The sequence below is a fragment of the Cyanobium sp. ATX-6F1 genome, assembly GCF_047395825.1.
In the GTDB taxonomy this organism is placed as follows: domain Bacteria; phylum Cyanobacteriota; class Cyanobacteriia; order PCC-6307; family Cyanobiaceae; genus ATX-6F1.
Genome location: NZ_JBCEBF010000003.1, coordinates 828570 through 842793, shown reverse-complemented (window position 1 = coordinate 842793; position 14224 = coordinate 828570). Strand labels below are relative to the sequence as shown.

Sequence of the window (14224 nt, the reverse complement as noted above, 5' to 3'; positions counted from 1 at the left end):
CCGGCAGTACGCCTCCTCAGCGCTCACGGACCTCACCGCCACGTCGAACAAGGAAAGAAGTGTTGCCTCTTCGGTGGCCCCGCAGCCAACTGGTTCACTCCACCACCCCTGCCGAGCGATGAACGACCTCCTCACCTGGGATCAGCTCCTCCACCACTACGTGGACCGGGCCGGCCGGGTGGATTACCAGGCCTGGAGCACCCACGACCCCCAGACCCTCGCCCGCTGGCTGGCCCAGCAATCCGCCGAGACCCACGGCCGTGAGGATCACCTCGCCCACTGGATCAACCTCTACAACGCCTTCACCATCGAGGCGGTGCTGTCGGCCTATCCGATCCGCTCGATCCGCCCGACCCTGATGGGCCTGCCGAACTGGATCGCTTTCCTGCGCTTCTTCCAGCGGCGCGTGTATCGCCTCGGCCGTGATCGTTTCAGCCTGGCGCAGATCGAGAACAGGATGCTGCGCCAGCTCAGCGGTGATCCCCGGCTTCACTTCGCGATCGTCTGCGCCTCCGTGGGTTGTCCGCTGCTGCGCTCCGAGGCCTACACACCGGAGCGGGTGGAGGAGCAACTGGAGGAGGACATGATCCGCTTCATCAACAACCCCGCCAAGGTGCGATTCGATCCTGAGGGGGGCGTTCTGTATTGCAGCAAGATTTTCAAGTGGTACGAGGCTGATTTCCTGGCGGTGGCCCCGTCGCTGCCCGCCTACATCCTTCCCCACCTGCGCGGCCTATCGCCACCGGTTCATGAACCCCGAATCGCCTTTATGACCTACGACTGGAGCCTGAATCAGCGGATGTCCTCGTAGAAGCGCTTCAGGCGCGCCGGTGGCATCCCCAGACCCCAGAGCACGCCGATCGAGAGATAGATCGCAGCGGCCTTGGCCGCTCCCCAGCGCTGCACCCGCCGGTCGGAACTGATCACCACCCGGTTGATCAGCCGGAGGCGGCCCCGCTGCACCAGCCGCAGACAGAGATCACCGTCCTCCAGGAGCGGCAGGGTTTCGTTGAAGCCACCGACCTCCCAGAAGGTCTGGCGGCGGCAGATCATCACCTGATCGCCGAACAGCAGGCGCAGCCCGCGCAGATACAGGTGGGGGCGAAACAGCAGGGGCGCCAGATGGGTCTTGAGCAGGTTCAGGGCCGAAATCCCCCAGCGGGTGGTGGCGTCGCCACGCATCAGCGACACGAAGCCCGCCCCGGCCGTTGTCCGGTCCGCCAGCACCCGCTCCGCCATCGCCACCAGATCACAGGGCACGAGGGTGTCGGCATGCAGAAAGCAGAGCAGGTCGCCGCGCGCCTGGCGGGCGCCTTCATTCATCTGGATCGCCCGGCCCGCCGTTGCCCAGGGGCAGACCGACACGCCCGCCGCGCTGGCGATCGCCAGGGTGGCGTCGTCGCTGCCGCCATCCACCACCAGCACCTCGAGCGCCGGTGGATCGAGGGCACGCACAGTTGCCAGGGTGCGGCCCAGGCTCGCGGCCTCGTTCAAGGTGGGAATGATGATCGACAGCGGCGCCATGCCAGGACCCCTCAGGCTTGGGCCGCCCGATTGAGAGCTGATGAGGGCTCTGAGGGGCTGCCGTTCATCGGCGTGGCTTCAGGAGCAGACCCCAGAAGCGATGGAACGGATGCACCTCAGTGGTGGGTCGGCCCCCCTGCACCAGTTGATGCCCGTGGTTGACCCATTCAAACAGCCCTCCCTCGAGATTCACGGCCCTGCGAAAGCCCCGCTGCTGAAGCTCGTTCACCACGGCGGCGCTGCGCAACCCCACCGAACAGCAGACCACGATCGGCTGCTCCAGGCTTGCTTCCTTCGAGGGGGCGAGGCCCAGGAGCTCTCCCCCATCCGCGAGGAGTACCGCGCCTGGGAGGTGGCTGACATTGAATTCAGCAGCCGTGCGGGCGTCGAGAATCACCCAGTCGCCAGGCCGCTGAATCGCCAGTGCTCGTTGTAGCTCGTCAGAGCGAATCGAAGGAGCCGAGGGATAACGCAATCGGATCCACTGCTTGAGACAAAACCACACAAAACCGTTCATCACCCAACGGTTTGGGCCTCAGGCCAACGATGTTGGCTATGAACCGGAGCTGAACAGAAATTGCAGCACCGCGAATCCCAGCAGACAGGTGGCGGCGAGCAAGGGGATGGTGTGCAGCAAGATTGGAACCTCCCGACTCTTCGATTGACCGACAATGCTTGCTCAACGGTGCCGTTGGCAGGCCGGATGTGGAGAACAACAAACACACTTGGTGATGAAGTTGTGTTGCAGGTGATGGGAGGAACCGCTCCTGCCGCCTTCATCAAGCCACGAACCGCCGGTACAGCCAGCGCACGAAGCCACCCACCACCGGCACCGGTTCAAAGGTGGGACCAACGAAATCGAAATAGTCGCGATGCTCGACGATCTTGCCGCCCTCACCGATGCGGAGGCGGGTGGTGCCGGGATAGATGAACTCGATCCCCTTGATCTTCAGGCCCATCGTCCACTCCACGAAGGCCGTTTCGCCGCTGAGCGCCACGGCACCGGGGGCCAGGAAGACGTCATCGCAGCGGCGCATCAGTCCCTCCTGGGCAGCGATGTAGGCCTCGATGCCGCGCTTCTCCTGGGTTGGGTCCTGGAAATGGACCGACTCGTCGTAGATGGCCCGCCATTGCTCCGCGCTGGGCCCCGGAGCCCCATAGGGCTTGGTGAACAGGGCCTTGAGCGTCGCCTCGGTGAGCGGCGGCGTGATAACAGCATTCATGGCGGCAATCCCGCCAGGCCCAGAGCCCGTTGGACCCGGCCTGGAAATCGGATCAGCCAAGTCCCAGGATGCTGCGGGTGAAGGCCTCGCCGCCTCGGGCGTATTCGGTGATCAGCAGGGCGATGAAGCCGAGCATGGCGAGGCGGCCGTTGAGCTTCTCGGCGCGTTCGTGAAAACCCCAGCCACGATCTGCACTCACCACTTCCATGCGCGGTTCGGTGGCGAAGGCATTGAGGCGACCGCCGTCCTCGGTGGTGACGGTGGCGCCCCGGATGGTGGCGCGATCAAGGGCCGTGGGGGTTTTGGTGTCTTCTTGGTCCATGGATTGATCGGTGCGAGCGATGAAGAAACCGTACCAGCCACGCCTGGGTTCGATCGAAGGTCGTTGGAACGATTCTTCATTCACACCTGTAGAGGCTGCTGGCCCGCCAGGGTTTTGCTTTCACCGTTGAATCAGCTCCGATCACCGCTCCAAGCTGACCAAGTCGCCAAAACCACGGGTGCCCACTGGTAAAAATCCTCACTTCGAGAGCTCACGGCAAGCAACTTGGCTGGAAGTGGTTGCCTAGGGCAGGAAGGGGAAGGGCTGCAAATCCTGATCAATCATCGATCAGATAATCAACGAGTTGAGCCTGCCCGCTGCTGTCAAAGTGAAGGATCTAGATATCCAGCCGAAAGATAAAGAGCCCCACCGACAGCTCAGTGATCTCTTGGGTGGCCGCTGACAGCCAGCCCCATCTCAGCGTTCAGGGGCGCTGGATTCCGAGCGCCTGCGCTCCGTACATCTCGCTGAACATGGCCTGAAGCTGCCAGGCCCTCAGCAGTGATTTGGCCACTTCGCGGAGGTCTTCGAGTTCGTTGCAGCTGTCGATCGCCCGTGAGTGAGCTTCAACCGCAAAGGCTCTGGTAAGGGAAAGGGAATCTTCCATGGCGTTGGGCCGTGATTGGTTGATTGGTTGGTTTTGAACGTTGAGGAGAGGATTCAGCCGAGGCCCAGCAGACCGCGGGTGAAGGCTTCGCCGCCCATGGCCAATTCAGTCGCCAGCAGGGCAATGAAGCCGAGCATGGCCATGCGGCCGTTGAGCTTCTCGGCGCGCTCGTGGAAGCCCCAGCCGCTCTCGGCACTCACCACTTCCATGCGGGGCTCGGTGGCGAAGGCGTTCAGGCGGCCGCCGTCTTCGGTGGTCACGGTGGCGCCGCGGATGGAGGCGCGATCAAGGGCGGTGGGGGCAGTCGAGGTGGGGGCAGTGGCGGTGGCTTGGGTCATGGGGGCCTTAGCTGAGATGAGTGAATTGTAACAGATCATTGCGGAATGCAAACGCATGTGACGTCCAGGCCGCAGCCGGGCGGATCGGGCTGGCCTCGGGGCAGCCGAAGGATTCAGTCGATGGCCTGCTGCTGAGCGAAGCCCTGCTCGGGTGCCAGGGCCAGCTGCTGGGCGCTGAGATCCCAGAGCTGACGGGCCAGTTGGTCTGAGCAGGCTTCGGCGCTGGGTTCACTGGCCTCGAAGCGCCGCCGGCCTGGGCCCAGCACCCGGTTGCTCCAGTACTGGAAGCCAATGGGTGCCGGCTCTGAGGCGGTGGCCAGACCGGCCAGCAGGGCGCCAGCCCTCTGGGGCGTTTCGGTGAGCCGCAACAGGTCGCGGGCGACCAGGGCGAACAGAGCCTGAGCCACGGGGTTCTGGCGGCGGCTGTAGCGGAAGAAGCCGCCATCACTGCGCGGGATCACCAGCCCCGGGCTCCAGGCGAGCACCGGCACGGGCGTGCCTTGCTCCCGCAGCCGCCGCTCCAGCTCCCGCGCCATCAGCAGGTTGCAAAGCTTGCTGTCTTTGTAGGCCTTCTCGGCATGGAAGCGGGCGCTGCCATCCAGCATCGGCGCCCCAGGCCCCTGGCGCAGCCCAGCCAGATCGCCCAGGCCGGCCGCTGGGCCCACCTTCCCCCGGCGCTGCTGGGGTCATGCACTTCCGAGGCCGTGACCACCAGCCGCGGTGCCGTGCCCCGCAGCAGCAGGGGCAGCAGCCGCTGCAGCAGGGCCTGGTGGGCCAGGTGGTTCACCGCGATGGTGAGTTCAAACCCCTGGGCTGACCAGCGGGGCTCGGCCCCGCCGCTGTATTGCAGGCCGGCGTTGAGCACCAACGTGTCGATCGGTTCGCCTGCCGCCAGCAGGGATTCAGCGCAGCGCTCGAGGCTGCTCAGATCGGCCAGATCACAGACGGGGGTCTGGAGCTGGCCGCCCAGGCGCTGGCGCAGGCCCGTGGCGGCGGCGGCATTCCGGCAGGGCAGGGTGAGGCGGTGACCGGCCTGGAGCAGCAGGACCGCTGCCTCCAGGCCGATGCCGGAGCTGCCCCCGGTGAGCAGGATGTGCCGGGTGGCGCCGGCGTCGCTCACGTCGCCCCCACGCGATCGGCAGCGCTGGCACGGCGCCGCGGGCGCACCAGAAGGCCCTGCTTCGGCGAAGGGCTGGGGATGAGGCTGAGCGTCAGGTCCTGATCCGGCTCCAGCGCCAAGCTCAGCTGTTTGAGCAGCCCCACCGCCAGCAGGCGGATCTCCAGCTCGGCCAGCGCCTTGCCCAGGCAGACCCGTTCACCACCTCCGTAGGGCAGCAGGGTGACGGTGCGCTCGCCGGCCAGGTGACGCTGGGGCCGGAACACCTCCAGATCCTCGCTGCCGCTTCCATCCCGGTGGCTGGCGGTGATGCTCACCTGCACCACCCGATCAGCCGGCACCAGCACACCCGCCAGGGCGATCGGATCCCGGGTGCGGCGGAAGAAGCCCCCACCGGCGGGGTGAGCCGCATCACTTCTTTCACCACCGCATCGAGACGCGGGGCTCGGATCGCGTCGAAGGCGGTCACGGCCTCCCCTGGCGCTGGAGGCCAGGGCAAGCCGTCGAGTTCCTGCTGCAGCCAGGTCAGCTCGGCTGGATGTTGCAGCAGGCTTAGCAGCAGGCAGCTCAGGGAAGAGGCGGTGGTTTCGTAACCGGCGAACAGCAGCAGCAACAGCTGCTCGGCCACGTCGTCATCGCCCAGGGGAAGACCGGCTTCATCGAGGCCACCGGCCAGCAGATCGAGCCCGCCGGCGGCCAGGGGCGCTCCGGCGGCAGCGGCGCTCTGGGCCTTCTTAAGCACGGCGCCCAGGCGTCGCAGCAGCCGTTGGCGGGCCTGAAGCGCCCTGGCGTAAGGACTGCCGGGCAGGGCGTAGGGGAGGGAAAAGAGGCCCTGGCACCAGGTTTCGAAATCCACGAACAGGGCCTCGCGATCGACGGGATCGAGCCCCAGCACCGTGCTGGCGATCACGCTGAAGGCGAAGCGTCTCAGTTTGGGCACCAGGGCCACGGGCGATGCGCCGCCGAGCAGCTCCCCGCTGAGCGCATCGACCAGCGCCACGATCGCCGGGCTGTAGCGCTTGAGTGCAGAGGAAGCGAACAGCTGGCCCACCACCCGACGACGGGCCTTGTGATCGACGCCGTTGCGGTTGGCCAGCGACAGGGGCCCCAGCAGCTTGCGCACACTGTCCGGCCACCAGCCCTCGACGGCATCGCCCTGGGCGAATAGGTCGTTGATCGCCTTCTCCCCCCGGATGAACACGGTGCGCTGCCCCAGAAGGGTGGTGCCGTACACATCGCCGTAGCGCTCGAAGCGGGAGCGGGCGAAATCCGGATCACGAAGGAAGGAGAGGGTTTCGAGCACGCCGCTCACAGCTGGCGTGATCGGCAAGGGCTGAATGGTGGCGGGATCGGGGGGCAACCAGGGTTCTCCAGGGTGATCTCCAGGCTGTCGGATCGCCGCCGCCACCGCGCCAGCATGGACGCACCATGACCGCCGCGATCCCCGTGTCCACCCCAGAGTCCAATACGGAGTCCACCGGCGAGTCCACCACAGGTCCTGCTGGCGCCGGGGCAAGGCCGATGGCAGCCGCTGCGCTGCTTGAGCGGCTGGCGGAGGTGGAGGGGATGGGAAAGGGCCGCCGCCGGCTGGTGGTGCTGCTGAGCCAGCTGGGGGATTTCGACAGCCTCGAATACGCCCAGGCCCTTGCGCCTGTGCTGCCGCAGCTGGAGGCTGCCGGCATCAACGTGCTGGCGATCGGCATCGGCGACGAGCAAGGCCGTCAGCGCTTCTGCGCGTTCACCGGCTTTCCGCTCGAACGACTCCTGGTGGATCCCGACCCCCACCTGCATCGGGCCCTGGGGCTCTACGGGGGATTGCAGCAAATCGGCGGGCCTTGGCCGAATCTGTTGTTGATGTGCGCCGGCATCGGCTCCCCCGGCACCCTGGCCGAGGTGCTGCGCGGTTACACCGGCGATCGCAGCGCGCCCCAGCGCATCGGCGACGACGAGACGATCCAGGCGGGCCCCCTGCCGCCGATCAAGGGCTCCTTTTTTGCGAAGGCCGGCGGTACGGGGTTCCAGCGCCCGTTTGAGCTGGCCACGGTGCGGCTGCGCAACATGGCCGAAGTGCTGGGCCACTGGCGCACCTATGTGCCCCGCGACGACTTCCTCACCCAACGGGGCGGCACCTTCCTGCTGGAGGCCGACGACACCGTGCTCTTCTGCCACCTCGACCGTGGCATCCTCGGCTTCTCACCAACCATGGCCAGGCCGCTGAGCTTCCTGGATCCGTTCCTTGGCTGATTGCTGTGCCAGGCACGCCCCGGGCAGACCAGCTGCGGCAGGACAGCGGCTGGAGAATGTCTCTCTTTCGCTGATGGCCCATCACGCCGATCGCCCCACCAAGGTCTGCCCGGTCTGCGGGAGACCCTTCCAGTGGCGCAAGAAGTGGAAGGACGTCTGGGACCAGGTGCGCTACTGCTCAGATCGCTGCCGCAACAACCGCAATCGATCAACGCAGCCGGACGTGCCCAACGATCAACAATCCTGAGCAGCAGGCATGCATGACGCGCCGCCGGGTGTTCAAATGGTATTAATTAATCCAGTCAGAGGTTGAATGAGCGGAGTAATTGGTTGATTTATCAGTAGTTATCGCCGTATTTGATGTCTGTGGTGGCATTCATGAGTTCAACCGTGGTTTGATAGCCCTGCGCCACCGTAAGTTCGTGCTGAGCTGCGATATCCTGAAGCGCTTCAAAGTCAAATTTGGGGGCTGTAATCCAGCTGAAACCCTTGCCGAAGGTGTTGTCTGGATTCACCACATACCAGTGGCAGGCCGTGTCGGGCACGGAGACGGAGCACTTGGTCCAGTCGTTGTCCCATTGGGGAACCTGCACGAAGGTCAGCGCCGCAAAGAGAAAGCCGAACAGGGCTCTGAACATGGTTGCTTTAAATATGTTTACAATCCTAGCATCCATCTTGATTTCGGCCCACTTCGTCAGCGCACTTCATCAGGGCAGACGCGGCGGACCCTGGGCCGTTCCCCCGTTCCCGCTTCTCTACCGTCAGTCAGAGGGCGGCGGCTCTTTTGACCAGATGCGCTCCAGCGACTTGAGGAACTCCCCATTACTCATGGGTCGGGCCAGGTCCCGTTTCCGCAGAATGCTGCCGATCCACCAGATCTGAAGACCCCCAAAGGCCAGGGCTACCAGAGCCAGTTGCCCATAGCCCCAGTTCAGCGGCTCCATCACGCCGCCGGGCGCCCCTTCGCCCAGTTCCGATCCAGGGTCGCTCTGAACCGCTCAACACGCAGGGCTGCGTCGTCAGAACGCCTCTGCAATGTCCAATAGACCCGCCAGACCTTCATGCCCACGGCCCCAGCGAAGACGGCCCAGGGCACAAGAATCAGCAGGGGATGCTCCATCCCACCATTCTCACCCGGGGCCAGCCGGCCCTGAGGCCGCTGGCAGGTGGCCGGTCTTCACCCAGATCGTGCAGCCCGCCTCACTCCAGGGCCGGTGCTGGCTGCCGTGGGGATTGCGCAGCCAGCTGCCCGCTCCGTAGCTGCCGTGCTCGTCAGAGAAAACACCCTCCAGCACCAGGATCTCCTCGCCGCCGGGATGGCCGTGGGGATGAAACACCGTGCCAGGCGCCCAGCGCACCAGGGCCACGTGCTCAGTGCCAAAGGCCGACAGCGGCATCACCTCAAGGCCCGCCACCAGCCCCGGCACCCAGGGGGCCATGCGCGTATCGATCTCGAAGCCTTGCTGATCGGCTGGGTGCATCTGCTGCAGCTTCACCAGGATCGTGCAGCCCTGCTCGCTGAACGGAGCATGGCCTGAGCCGACTGGGTGGCGCAGGTAGGTGCCGGCCGGGTAATCGCCCGCCTCGTCGGAGAAGATGCCCTCCAGCACCAGGATCTCCTCACCGCCGCCATGGCTGTGGCGCTCAAAACGGCTGCCGGGTGCATAGCGCACGATCGAGGTGGCCCGGGCCAGCTCGCCGCCGATGCGATCGAGCATCCGCCGCTCCACCCCCGCCATCGGCGAGGGCGTCCAGGGCAGAGCCGTGGTGTCGAGCACCACCCGCTGGGCGAAATCGGCGTGGACATCCATGGTCTTGATTCTGCTGGTCTGCCCGGAGCCTCTGAGCCTGCTGGCTGGGGTCACGCCGGGGAGCCTTCGGCCCGGCTGGGCTGATGACCCCCGTGGAGCGGCTCGATGGGAGGGGTCCGAGCCCACAAAAACCGGACCCCTGCGACCAGGGACCCGGTTGAATGGGATCGAAATCAATGGAGCCAAGCGGATTCGAACCGCTGACCCCCTGCATGCCATGCAGGTGCTCTACCAGCTGAGCTATGGCCCCAGATGGCGCCGCGCAGGTGCCTTGGGCCCCGGCGTTTTGCCAGATGTGAGCTTACCCGATGGGGTGCTCAGACCTGGCGCCACACAGCCACCAGCTTCCCTTGGATGCTCACCTGGTCGGCGGGCAGCACGATCGGCTCGTAGGCGGGGTTGGCCGCCTCCAGCCGCACCGTGGCTCCCTCGCGGTGGAAGTGCTTGAGGGTGGTGCCGCTGCCCGGCACCAGGGCGCTCACGATCGTGCCCGCCTTGATGCGGCTGGGCTCGCTCACCGGTTCCATCAGCACCACATCGCCATGGTCGATGTGGGCGTCGACCATGCTGTCGCCGTTCACGGTGAGCGCGAACAGTCCCCGGGTTTCCAGCACCGGCGTCAGATCCAGCCGCTCCTGGAGGTCGTCGTAGGGCTCCACCAGGCCGCCGGCGGCCACGGTTCCCAGCACAGGGATCCCCGGGGCCATGGCACCCAGCAGCTGCATGGTGCGTGCCTGGCCCTCCTGCCAGGTGATCCAGCCCTTCTGCTGCAGGTGCCTCAGGCGGCTCTGGATCGGCGCCGGTGAGCGCAGCCCCATGGCCTCCATCATCTGGCGGATCGAGGGGCTGTGGCGGTGCTGGCCGATGAACTCCGCCAGCCAGTCGTAAAGCTCCCGCTGGGCGCTGGTGAGCTCCTGGCCCCTCTGGCGGCCAAGGTCAGTTCTGCTGGCTGACCTGAGGTCAGGTCTGCTGGCTGACCTGAGGTCAGGCGCGAGATGGTGGGCGTGCTGGGTGGGCACCGGCAATACAGATGAACCAGTCGCCCCTTTCTCGCACCGCTTCGGGCCTTTGTCCAGTCATGGCCGGATCTGCCCTGTCCACCTGCAGCCGGCCGGCCTGCCAGAGGTTCTTCAGCGGCCCTTCAGAGGCCACCCAGCAGCACTGCCAGTAGCGCCTGCTGCACATGCAGCCGGTTCTCGGCCTGATCGAACACCCGGCTGGCGCTGCCCTCGATCACCCCGGCGCTGATCTCCTCCCCCGGTGCGCCGGCAGGCAGTGGAGCACGATCGCCCGGGCATCGGCCTCCGCCAGCAGCGCCTCATCCAGGCAGAAGCCCTGGAAGGCCGCCTCCCGCTGGGCCTGCTCCCCTTCCTGCCCCATCGACGCCCACACATCGGTGTAGAGCGCCTGGGCGCCCCGCACGGCCGCCACGGGATCGTGGGTCACCACGATGGCGCTGCGCTCCCCCGCCAGGGCCCTGGCCCGCTCCACCAGCGCTGGATCGGGCTCGAAACCAGACGGGCAACCGATGCGCACATTCACCCCCAGCAGGGCGCCTGTGAGCAGAAGCGAATGGGCGACATTGTTGCCGTCGCCCACGTAGGCCAGGGTGAGCCCCCTTGGCCATCACTGACGCCGAAGGCCTCCTGCACGGTGAGCAGATCGGCCAGGGCCTGGCAGGGGTGCTCCAGGTCGGTGAGGGCGTTGATCACCGGGATCGTGGCCCAGTGGGCGTACTCAGCCAGCTCGTCTTGGGCGAAGGTGCGGATGGCCAGGGCATCCATGTAGCGGCTGAGCACGCGGGCCGTGTCGGCCACCGGTTCACCCCGTCCCACCTGGGTGACGCTCGGGTTGAGGTCCACCGTCTGGCCGCCCAGGCGGGCCATGGCCACGGTGGAAGCTGACCCGGGTGCGGGTGGAGGCCTTGGTGAAGATCAGTCCGAGCGTCTTACCGCGCAGATCAATGCACCGCTCACCGCTCTTGAGTTCGGCGGCGAGCTGGAGCAACGCAAAGGTCTGCTCCCGGCTGAGATCGGCCGACGAGAGGAGATCGTGGCCGCGCAGGGCGGCGAGGCTGGGCAGAACGCTGGCGAGCTGAGGGCTCATATCCCCATCTCAAAGAACCCTTATCCGGGATCGGGGGCCCCTTCGTCAAGGCCCCTTGATCGTGTTCCCTCAGGCGCCGACGGCCACAGGCTCAGCAAGAACGGCCGCCTCGGGCAGGGTGCTGGAGGCCAGCAACCCCTTGAGCTCATCGCCCTCGATCACCTCTTTTTCGAGGATCCTGCCGGCAATGGTCTCGAGCAGCTCCCGGTTGCCGTGGAGAATCGCTAGGGCCCTGTCGTGGGCGCGGTCCACCAGGGCGCGCACCTCGCGATCGATCGCCTGGGCGGTCGCGTCACTGACACTGCGGCGGGGGTTGTTGCCGCCCCCGAGGAAGCGGTTGCCGCCCTGCTTGTCGTAGGCCAGCGGACCGAGCGTGTCGCTCATGCCGTAAGTGCCGACCATCTGCTCGGCGATATCGGTGGCCCGTTGAAGGTCATTGGAGGCACCGGTGGTGACCTCACCGAAGACGACCTCTTCGGCGCTGCGGCCCCCAGCAGGGTGGCGATCTGGCCTTCGAGGTCTTCCTTGGAATTCAAGAAGCGCTCCTCGGTGGGCAACTGCAGGGTGTAGCCCAGGGCGCTCATGCCCCGGGGCACGATCGAAATCTTGGCCACCTTGCTGCCGCCTGGCATCAGGTGCCCGACGATCGCGTGGCCAACTTCGTGATAAGCCACCACTTTCTTCTCATCGGGCTGGAGCACGCGGCTCTTCTTCTCCAGACCCGCCACCACGCGCTCGATCGCCTCGTTGAGGTCGGCCTGCTCCACTTCGGTGCGGTAGGCCCGGGCCGCCAGCAGGGCCGCCTCATTCACCAGGTTGGCCAGGTCGGCGCCGGCGAAACCACTGGTGGCCTGGGCGATCTTGTCGATGTCGATGCTGGCGGCCAGCTTCACTTTCTTGGCGTAGATGTCGAGGATCTTCCTGCGGCCGGAGAGGTCGGGGCGATCCACCAGCACCTGGCGGTCGAAGCGGCCGGGCCGCAGCAGGGCGGCATCGAGGGTTTCGGGCTGGTTGGTGGCCGCCAGCACGATCACCGGCTTGTCCTGGCCGGTGAAGCCGTCCATCTCGGTGAGCAGCTGGTTGAGGGTCTGCTCCCGTTCGTCATTGCCCCCCACCACGCCCATCGAGCCCGAGCGGCTCTTGCCGATCGCATCGAGTTCGTCGATGAAAATGATGCAGGGAGCTTTTTCTTGGCCTCTTCGAACAGATCACGGACGCGGGCGGCGCCGGCTCCCACGAAAAGTTCAACGAACTCAGAGCCGGAGATGATGAAGAAGGGCACTTCCGCCTCACCGGCCACGGCCTTGGCCAGCAGGGTCTTGCCCGTGCCCGGAGGCCCCACCAGCAACACACCCTTGGGGATGCGGGCGCCGATGGCGGCGTAGCGCTCGGGGGTCTTGAGGAAATCGACGATCTCGTTGAGCTCGGTCTTGGCCTCGTCCACACCAGCCACATCGGCGAAGGTGACCCGGGATTCCTCATCGGGCACATAGACCTTGGCCTTGGATTTGGTGAAGCTCAGGGCTCCCTGGGCGCCACCCGCACCGCCCATGGCCCGGCGGGCGAAGAACTGCAACACCACGATGAAGATCAGGGGCGGCACCACCCAGCTCAGCAAGGTGGTGAAGAAGCTGGGGCGCTTGGGTGGCGCGGCGGCGAATTCCACCCCCTTGGCCTCCAGCCGCTGGGGCAGCTCCATGTCGAAGATCGGTGTGGTGGCCAGCACCGGCGCTTCCCCTTCGCCGGGATTGGCCAGCTCGTAGCGGATCTGGTCCTGGGTGATGTAGGCGCGCTTGACCGCTCCGTCATCCACCTGATTGATGAACAGGGAGTAGGGCACCCGAGGCACCTGGGCCTGCTGGTTGGGCAAGAAGCTGCTGAACAGCAACAGCACCCCAAAGCCGATCAGCACCAGGTTGATGATGCTGAGCCGCCGGTTCGGCTTGTTGTCGTCCTGGCGGATGGCCATCGGGGCTGTGTGCGCGTCCTGACCAAGCTAGGTCGGTGTTCCTTCGCTTCGGACCTGGGCCGGGGTGAGAGAACCGAACGTTCACAGCTGCGGTTGAATCGAGATGTGCGGCCGTTTCTGCCTGACCACGCCCCTGGCGACGTTGGCGCCGAGGCTGGGGGCTCCGTTGCCGCCGGGGCTGGCCCACCACTACGCCCCCAGGATTCAGGTGCGCCCCGGTGAACCCCTGCTGGCCCTGCGCCAGGAGCACGGCCGCGATGAGGTGGCTCTGATGCTCTGGGGTCTGCTGCCCGACTGGGTCAAGGATCCCGCCGGCGCCAACAGGTCGATCAATGCCCGTGCCGAGACCGTGGACCAGAAGCCCAGCTTCCGCGGCGCCTGGCGCCACCGCCGCTGCCTGCTGCCGGCGGATGGTTTCTACGAATGGAGTGGCGCGGGAGCGGGCCGGCGGCCCTGGCTGATCCGCCGCCAAGGTGGCGCGCCCTTCTGGCTGGGGGGCTCTGGGAGCGCTGGATCGGCGCTGATGGCAGCGAGCTGGAGAGCTGCTGCGTGCTCACCACCGCCCCGAACGCCCTGCTGGCGCCCATTCACCAGCGGATGCCGGTGATCATTCCGGACGGTCTTGAGCAGGCCTGGATGGCGCCCTGCGATGGCCCCGAGCTGCGGGCGTTGGCGCCGTTGATGGAGCCCTGGGATCCCGCGGGCTGGGAAGCACGTCCCCAGGGAGGGCCGTTGGAACTGACGGTCTGAGGCTCCACAATTCACGGGTACCGCATCGAGCCTTGGACCCTCTCCGCAGCAGAGTTCTCAATGCCCGGGCGCGGCTGGGCCGGCGGCACCGCTTCTTCCTGCAGCTTTTTCTGGTCTGCGTGCTGTTGATGGTGAGCTACACGCTGCCGCAGCCGCTGCGCCACCTGAGCACCGTCGGCCAGGTCCTGATGGTGGTTCTGCTGATCAAGCACC

The 14224-nt window shown here is 66.2% G+C and carries 17 protein-coding genes, 1 tRNA gene and 4 pseudogenes; 4 read left to right on the top strand and 18 right to left on the bottom strand.

Annotation, left to right across the window (positions count from 1 at the left end; translation table 11 throughout):
• Positions 1-118 precede the first annotated feature (118 nt).
• On the top strand, positions 119-811 hold the full coding sequence (locus tag AAF143_RS16550) for a DUF547 domain-containing protein (protein WP_255009008.1): 693 nt from the start codon (positions 119-121) through the stop codon (positions 809-811).
• On the opposite strand, the gene AAF143_RS16545 is transcribed toward AAF143_RS16550, so the two are convergent.
• The 8 genes and pseudogenes from AAF143_RS16545 to AAF143_RS16510 form a co-directional block, all read right to left on the bottom strand.
• On the bottom strand, positions 793-1524 hold the full coding sequence (locus AAF143_RS16545) for a TIGR04283 family arsenosugar biosynthesis glycosyltransferase (RefSeq protein ID WP_255009010.1): 732 nt from the start codon (positions 1522-1524) through the stop codon (positions 793-795). The genes AAF143_RS16550 and AAF143_RS16545 overlap by 19 nt on opposite strands.
• A 64-nt stretch (positions 1525-1588) precedes the next feature.
• A complete protein-coding gene (locus AAF143_RS16540; protein WP_255009012.1) occupies positions 1589-2041 on the bottom strand; it encodes a rhodanese-like domain-containing protein in 453 nt (150 codons plus the stop codon).
• A 262-nt stretch (positions 2042-2303) separates the two neighbouring features.
• A complete protein-coding gene (locus tag AAF143_RS16535; RefSeq protein ID WP_255009013.1) occupies positions 2304-2747 on the bottom strand; it encodes a nuclear transport factor 2 family protein in 444 nt (147 codons plus the stop codon).
• A gap of 52 nt (positions 2748-2799) precedes the next feature.
• Positions 2800-3069, bottom strand: a complete 270-nt coding sequence (locus AAF143_RS16530; RefSeq protein WP_255009014.1) for a high light inducible protein — start codon at positions 3067-3069, stop codon at positions 2800-2802.
• A 660-nt stretch (positions 3070-3729) separates the two neighbouring features.
• The gene (locus tag AAF143_RS16525; protein ID WP_255009015.1) at positions 3730-4014 is read right to left on the bottom strand and encodes a high light inducible protein; all 285 of its coding nucleotides are present in this window, start codon (positions 4012-4014) and stop codon (positions 3730-3732) included.
• A 113-nt stretch (positions 4015-4127) separates the two neighbouring features.
• Positions 4128-4619: a hypothetical protein gene (locus tag AAF143_RS16520; protein WP_414027405.1), complete on the bottom strand. Its 492-nt coding sequence runs from the start codon at positions 4617-4619 to the stop codon at positions 4128-4130.
• Positions 4550-5134, bottom strand: coding sequence for an SDR family NAD(P)-dependent oxidoreductase (locus AAF143_RS16515; protein ID WP_414027404.1), 585 nt, complete (start codon positions 5132-5134; stop codon positions 4550-4552). The genes AAF143_RS16520 and AAF143_RS16515 overlap by 70 nt, the downstream gene beginning before the upstream one ends.
• Positions 5131-6443: pseudogene (locus tag AAF143_RS16510) on the bottom strand (cytochrome P450). Before AAF143_RS16510 ends, AAF143_RS16515 begins: the two are co-directional and overlap by 4 nt.
• A gap of 254 nt (positions 6444-6697) precedes the next feature.
• Here AAF143_RS16510 and AAF143_RS16505 point away from each other — a divergent pair.
• On the top strand, positions 6698-7375 hold the full coding sequence (locus AAF143_RS16505; protein WP_255009126.1) for a peroxiredoxin-like family protein: 678 nt from the start codon (positions 6698-6700) through the stop codon (positions 7373-7375).
• 73 nt (positions 7376-7448) lie between these two features.
• On the top strand, positions 7449-7622 hold the full coding sequence (locus tag AAF143_RS16500) for a DUF2256 domain-containing protein (RefSeq protein WP_255009018.1): 174 nt from the start codon (positions 7449-7451) through the stop codon (positions 7620-7622).
• A gap of 91 nt (positions 7623-7713) precedes the next feature.
• On the opposite strand, the gene AAF143_RS16495 is transcribed toward AAF143_RS16500, so the two are convergent.
• The 9 genes and pseudogenes from AAF143_RS16495 to ftsH all read right to left on the bottom strand — a co-directional run bounded on the left by AAF143_RS16495 (position 7714) and on the right by ftsH (position 13261).
• Positions 7714-8013, bottom strand: coding sequence for a hypothetical protein (locus tag AAF143_RS16495; protein WP_255009019.1), 300 nt, complete (start codon positions 8011-8013; stop codon positions 7714-7716).
• Between the two features lie 305 nt (positions 8014-8318).
• Positions 8319-8495: a hypothetical protein gene (locus AAF143_RS16490; RefSeq protein ID WP_414027403.1), complete on the bottom strand. Its 177-nt coding sequence runs from the start codon at positions 8493-8495 to the stop codon at positions 8319-8321.
• A gap of 10 nt (positions 8496-8505) precedes the next feature.
• Positions 8506-9186 carry a cupin domain-containing protein gene (locus tag AAF143_RS16485; RefSeq protein WP_255009021.1) on the bottom strand — a complete coding sequence of 227 codons (681 nt, stop codon included), beginning with the start codon at positions 9184-9186 and terminating at the stop codon, positions 8506-8508.
• 177 nt (positions 9187-9363) lie between these two features.
• Positions 9364-9436, bottom strand: a tRNA-Ala gene (locus AAF143_RS16480).
• A gap of 67 nt (positions 9437-9503) precedes the next feature.
• Positions 9504-10205 (bottom strand): transcriptional repressor LexA, encoded by a 702-nt coding sequence (lexA, locus tag AAF143_RS16475; RefSeq protein ID WP_255009023.1) that lies wholly within the window; start codon positions 10203-10205, stop codon positions 9504-9506.
• 122 nt (positions 10206-10327) lie between these two features.
• Positions 10328-10785, bottom strand: a pseudogene (locus AAF143_RS16470) (hypothetical protein).
• Positions 10725-11048, bottom strand: a complete 324-nt coding sequence (locus AAF143_RS16465) for a hypothetical protein (RefSeq protein WP_414027402.1) — start codon at positions 11046-11048, stop codon at positions 10725-10727. The pseudogene AAF143_RS16470 and the gene AAF143_RS16465 overlap by 61 nt, the downstream one beginning before the upstream one ends.
• The gene (locus AAF143_RS16460) at positions 11008-11292 is read right to left on the bottom strand and encodes a hypothetical protein (RefSeq protein WP_414027401.1); all 285 of its coding nucleotides are present in this window, start codon (positions 11290-11292) and stop codon (positions 11008-11010) included. Before AAF143_RS16460 ends, AAF143_RS16465 begins: the two co-directional genes overlap by 41 nt.
• A gap of 69 nt (positions 11293-11361) precedes the next feature.
• A pseudogene (gene ftsH / locus AAF143_RS16455) lies at positions 11362-13261 on the bottom strand (ATP-dependent zinc metalloprotease FtsH).
• 103 nt (positions 13262-13364) lie between these two features.
• On the opposite strand from ftsH, the pseudogene AAF143_RS16450 reads away from it, so the two are divergent.
• A pseudogene (locus tag AAF143_RS16450) lies at positions 13365-14011 on the top strand (SOS response-associated peptidase).
• Between the two features lie 11 nt (positions 14012-14022).
• On the opposite strand, the gene AAF143_RS16445 reads toward AAF143_RS16450, so the two are convergent.
• Positions 14023-14223, bottom strand: coding sequence for a hypothetical protein (locus AAF143_RS16445; RefSeq protein WP_414027400.1), 201 nt, complete (start codon positions 14221-14223; stop codon positions 14023-14025).
• Position 14224 lies beyond the last annotated feature (1 nt).

What these genes read in the sequence shown, in the direction of transcription:
- AAF143_RS16550 (WP_255009008.1), top strand. Translation starts at nt 119, where the DNA reads ATGAACGACCTCCTCACCTGGGATCAGCTCCTCCACCACTACGTGGAC.
- AAF143_RS16545 (WP_255009010.1), bottom strand. Translation starts at nt 1,524, where the DNA reads ATGGCGCCGCTGTCGATCATCATTCCCACCTTGAACGAGGCCGCGAGC.
- AAF143_RS16540 (WP_255009012.1), bottom strand. Translation starts at nt 2,041, where the DNA reads ATGAACGGTTTTGTGTGGTTTTGTCTCAAGCAGTGGATCCGATTGCGT.
- AAF143_RS16535 (WP_255009013.1), bottom strand. Translation starts at nt 2,747, where the DNA reads ATGAATGCTGTTATCACGCCGCCGCTCACCGAGGCGACGCTCAAGGCC.
- AAF143_RS16530 (WP_255009014.1), bottom strand. Translation starts at nt 3,069, where the DNA reads ATGGACCAAGAAGACACCAAAACCCCCACGGCCCTTGATCGCGCCACC.
- AAF143_RS16525 (WP_255009015.1), bottom strand. Translation starts at nt 4,014, where the DNA reads ATGACCCAAGCCACCGCCACTGCCCCCACCTCGACTGCCCCCACCGCC.
- AAF143_RS16520 (WP_414027405.1), bottom strand. Translation starts at nt 4,619, where the DNA reads ATGCTGGATGGCAGCGCCCGCTTCCATGCCGAGAAGGCCTACAAAGAC.
- AAF143_RS16505 (WP_255009126.1), top strand. Translation starts at nt 6,698, where the DNA reads ATGGGAAAGGGCCGCCGCCGGCTGGTGGTGCTGCTGAGCCAGCTGGGG.
- AAF143_RS16500 (WP_255009018.1), top strand. Translation starts at nt 7,449, where the DNA reads ATGGCCCATCACGCCGATCGCCCCACCAAGGTCTGCCCGGTCTGCGGG.
- AAF143_RS16495 (WP_255009019.1), bottom strand. Translation starts at nt 8,013, where the DNA reads ATGTTCAGAGCCCTGTTCGGCTTTCTCTTTGCGGCGCTGACCTTCGTG.
- AAF143_RS16490 (WP_414027403.1), bottom strand. Translation starts at nt 8,495, where the DNA reads ATGGAGCATCCCCTGCTGATTCTTGTGCCCTGGGCCGTCTTCGCTGGG.
- AAF143_RS16485 (WP_255009021.1), bottom strand. Translation starts at nt 9,186, where the DNA reads ATGGATGTCCACGCCGATTTCGCCCAGCGGGTGGTGCTCGACACCACG.
- AAF143_RS16460 (WP_414027401.1), bottom strand. Translation starts at nt 11,292, where the DNA reads ATGAGCCCTCAGCTCGCCAGCGTTCTGCCCAGCCTCGCCGCCCTGCGC.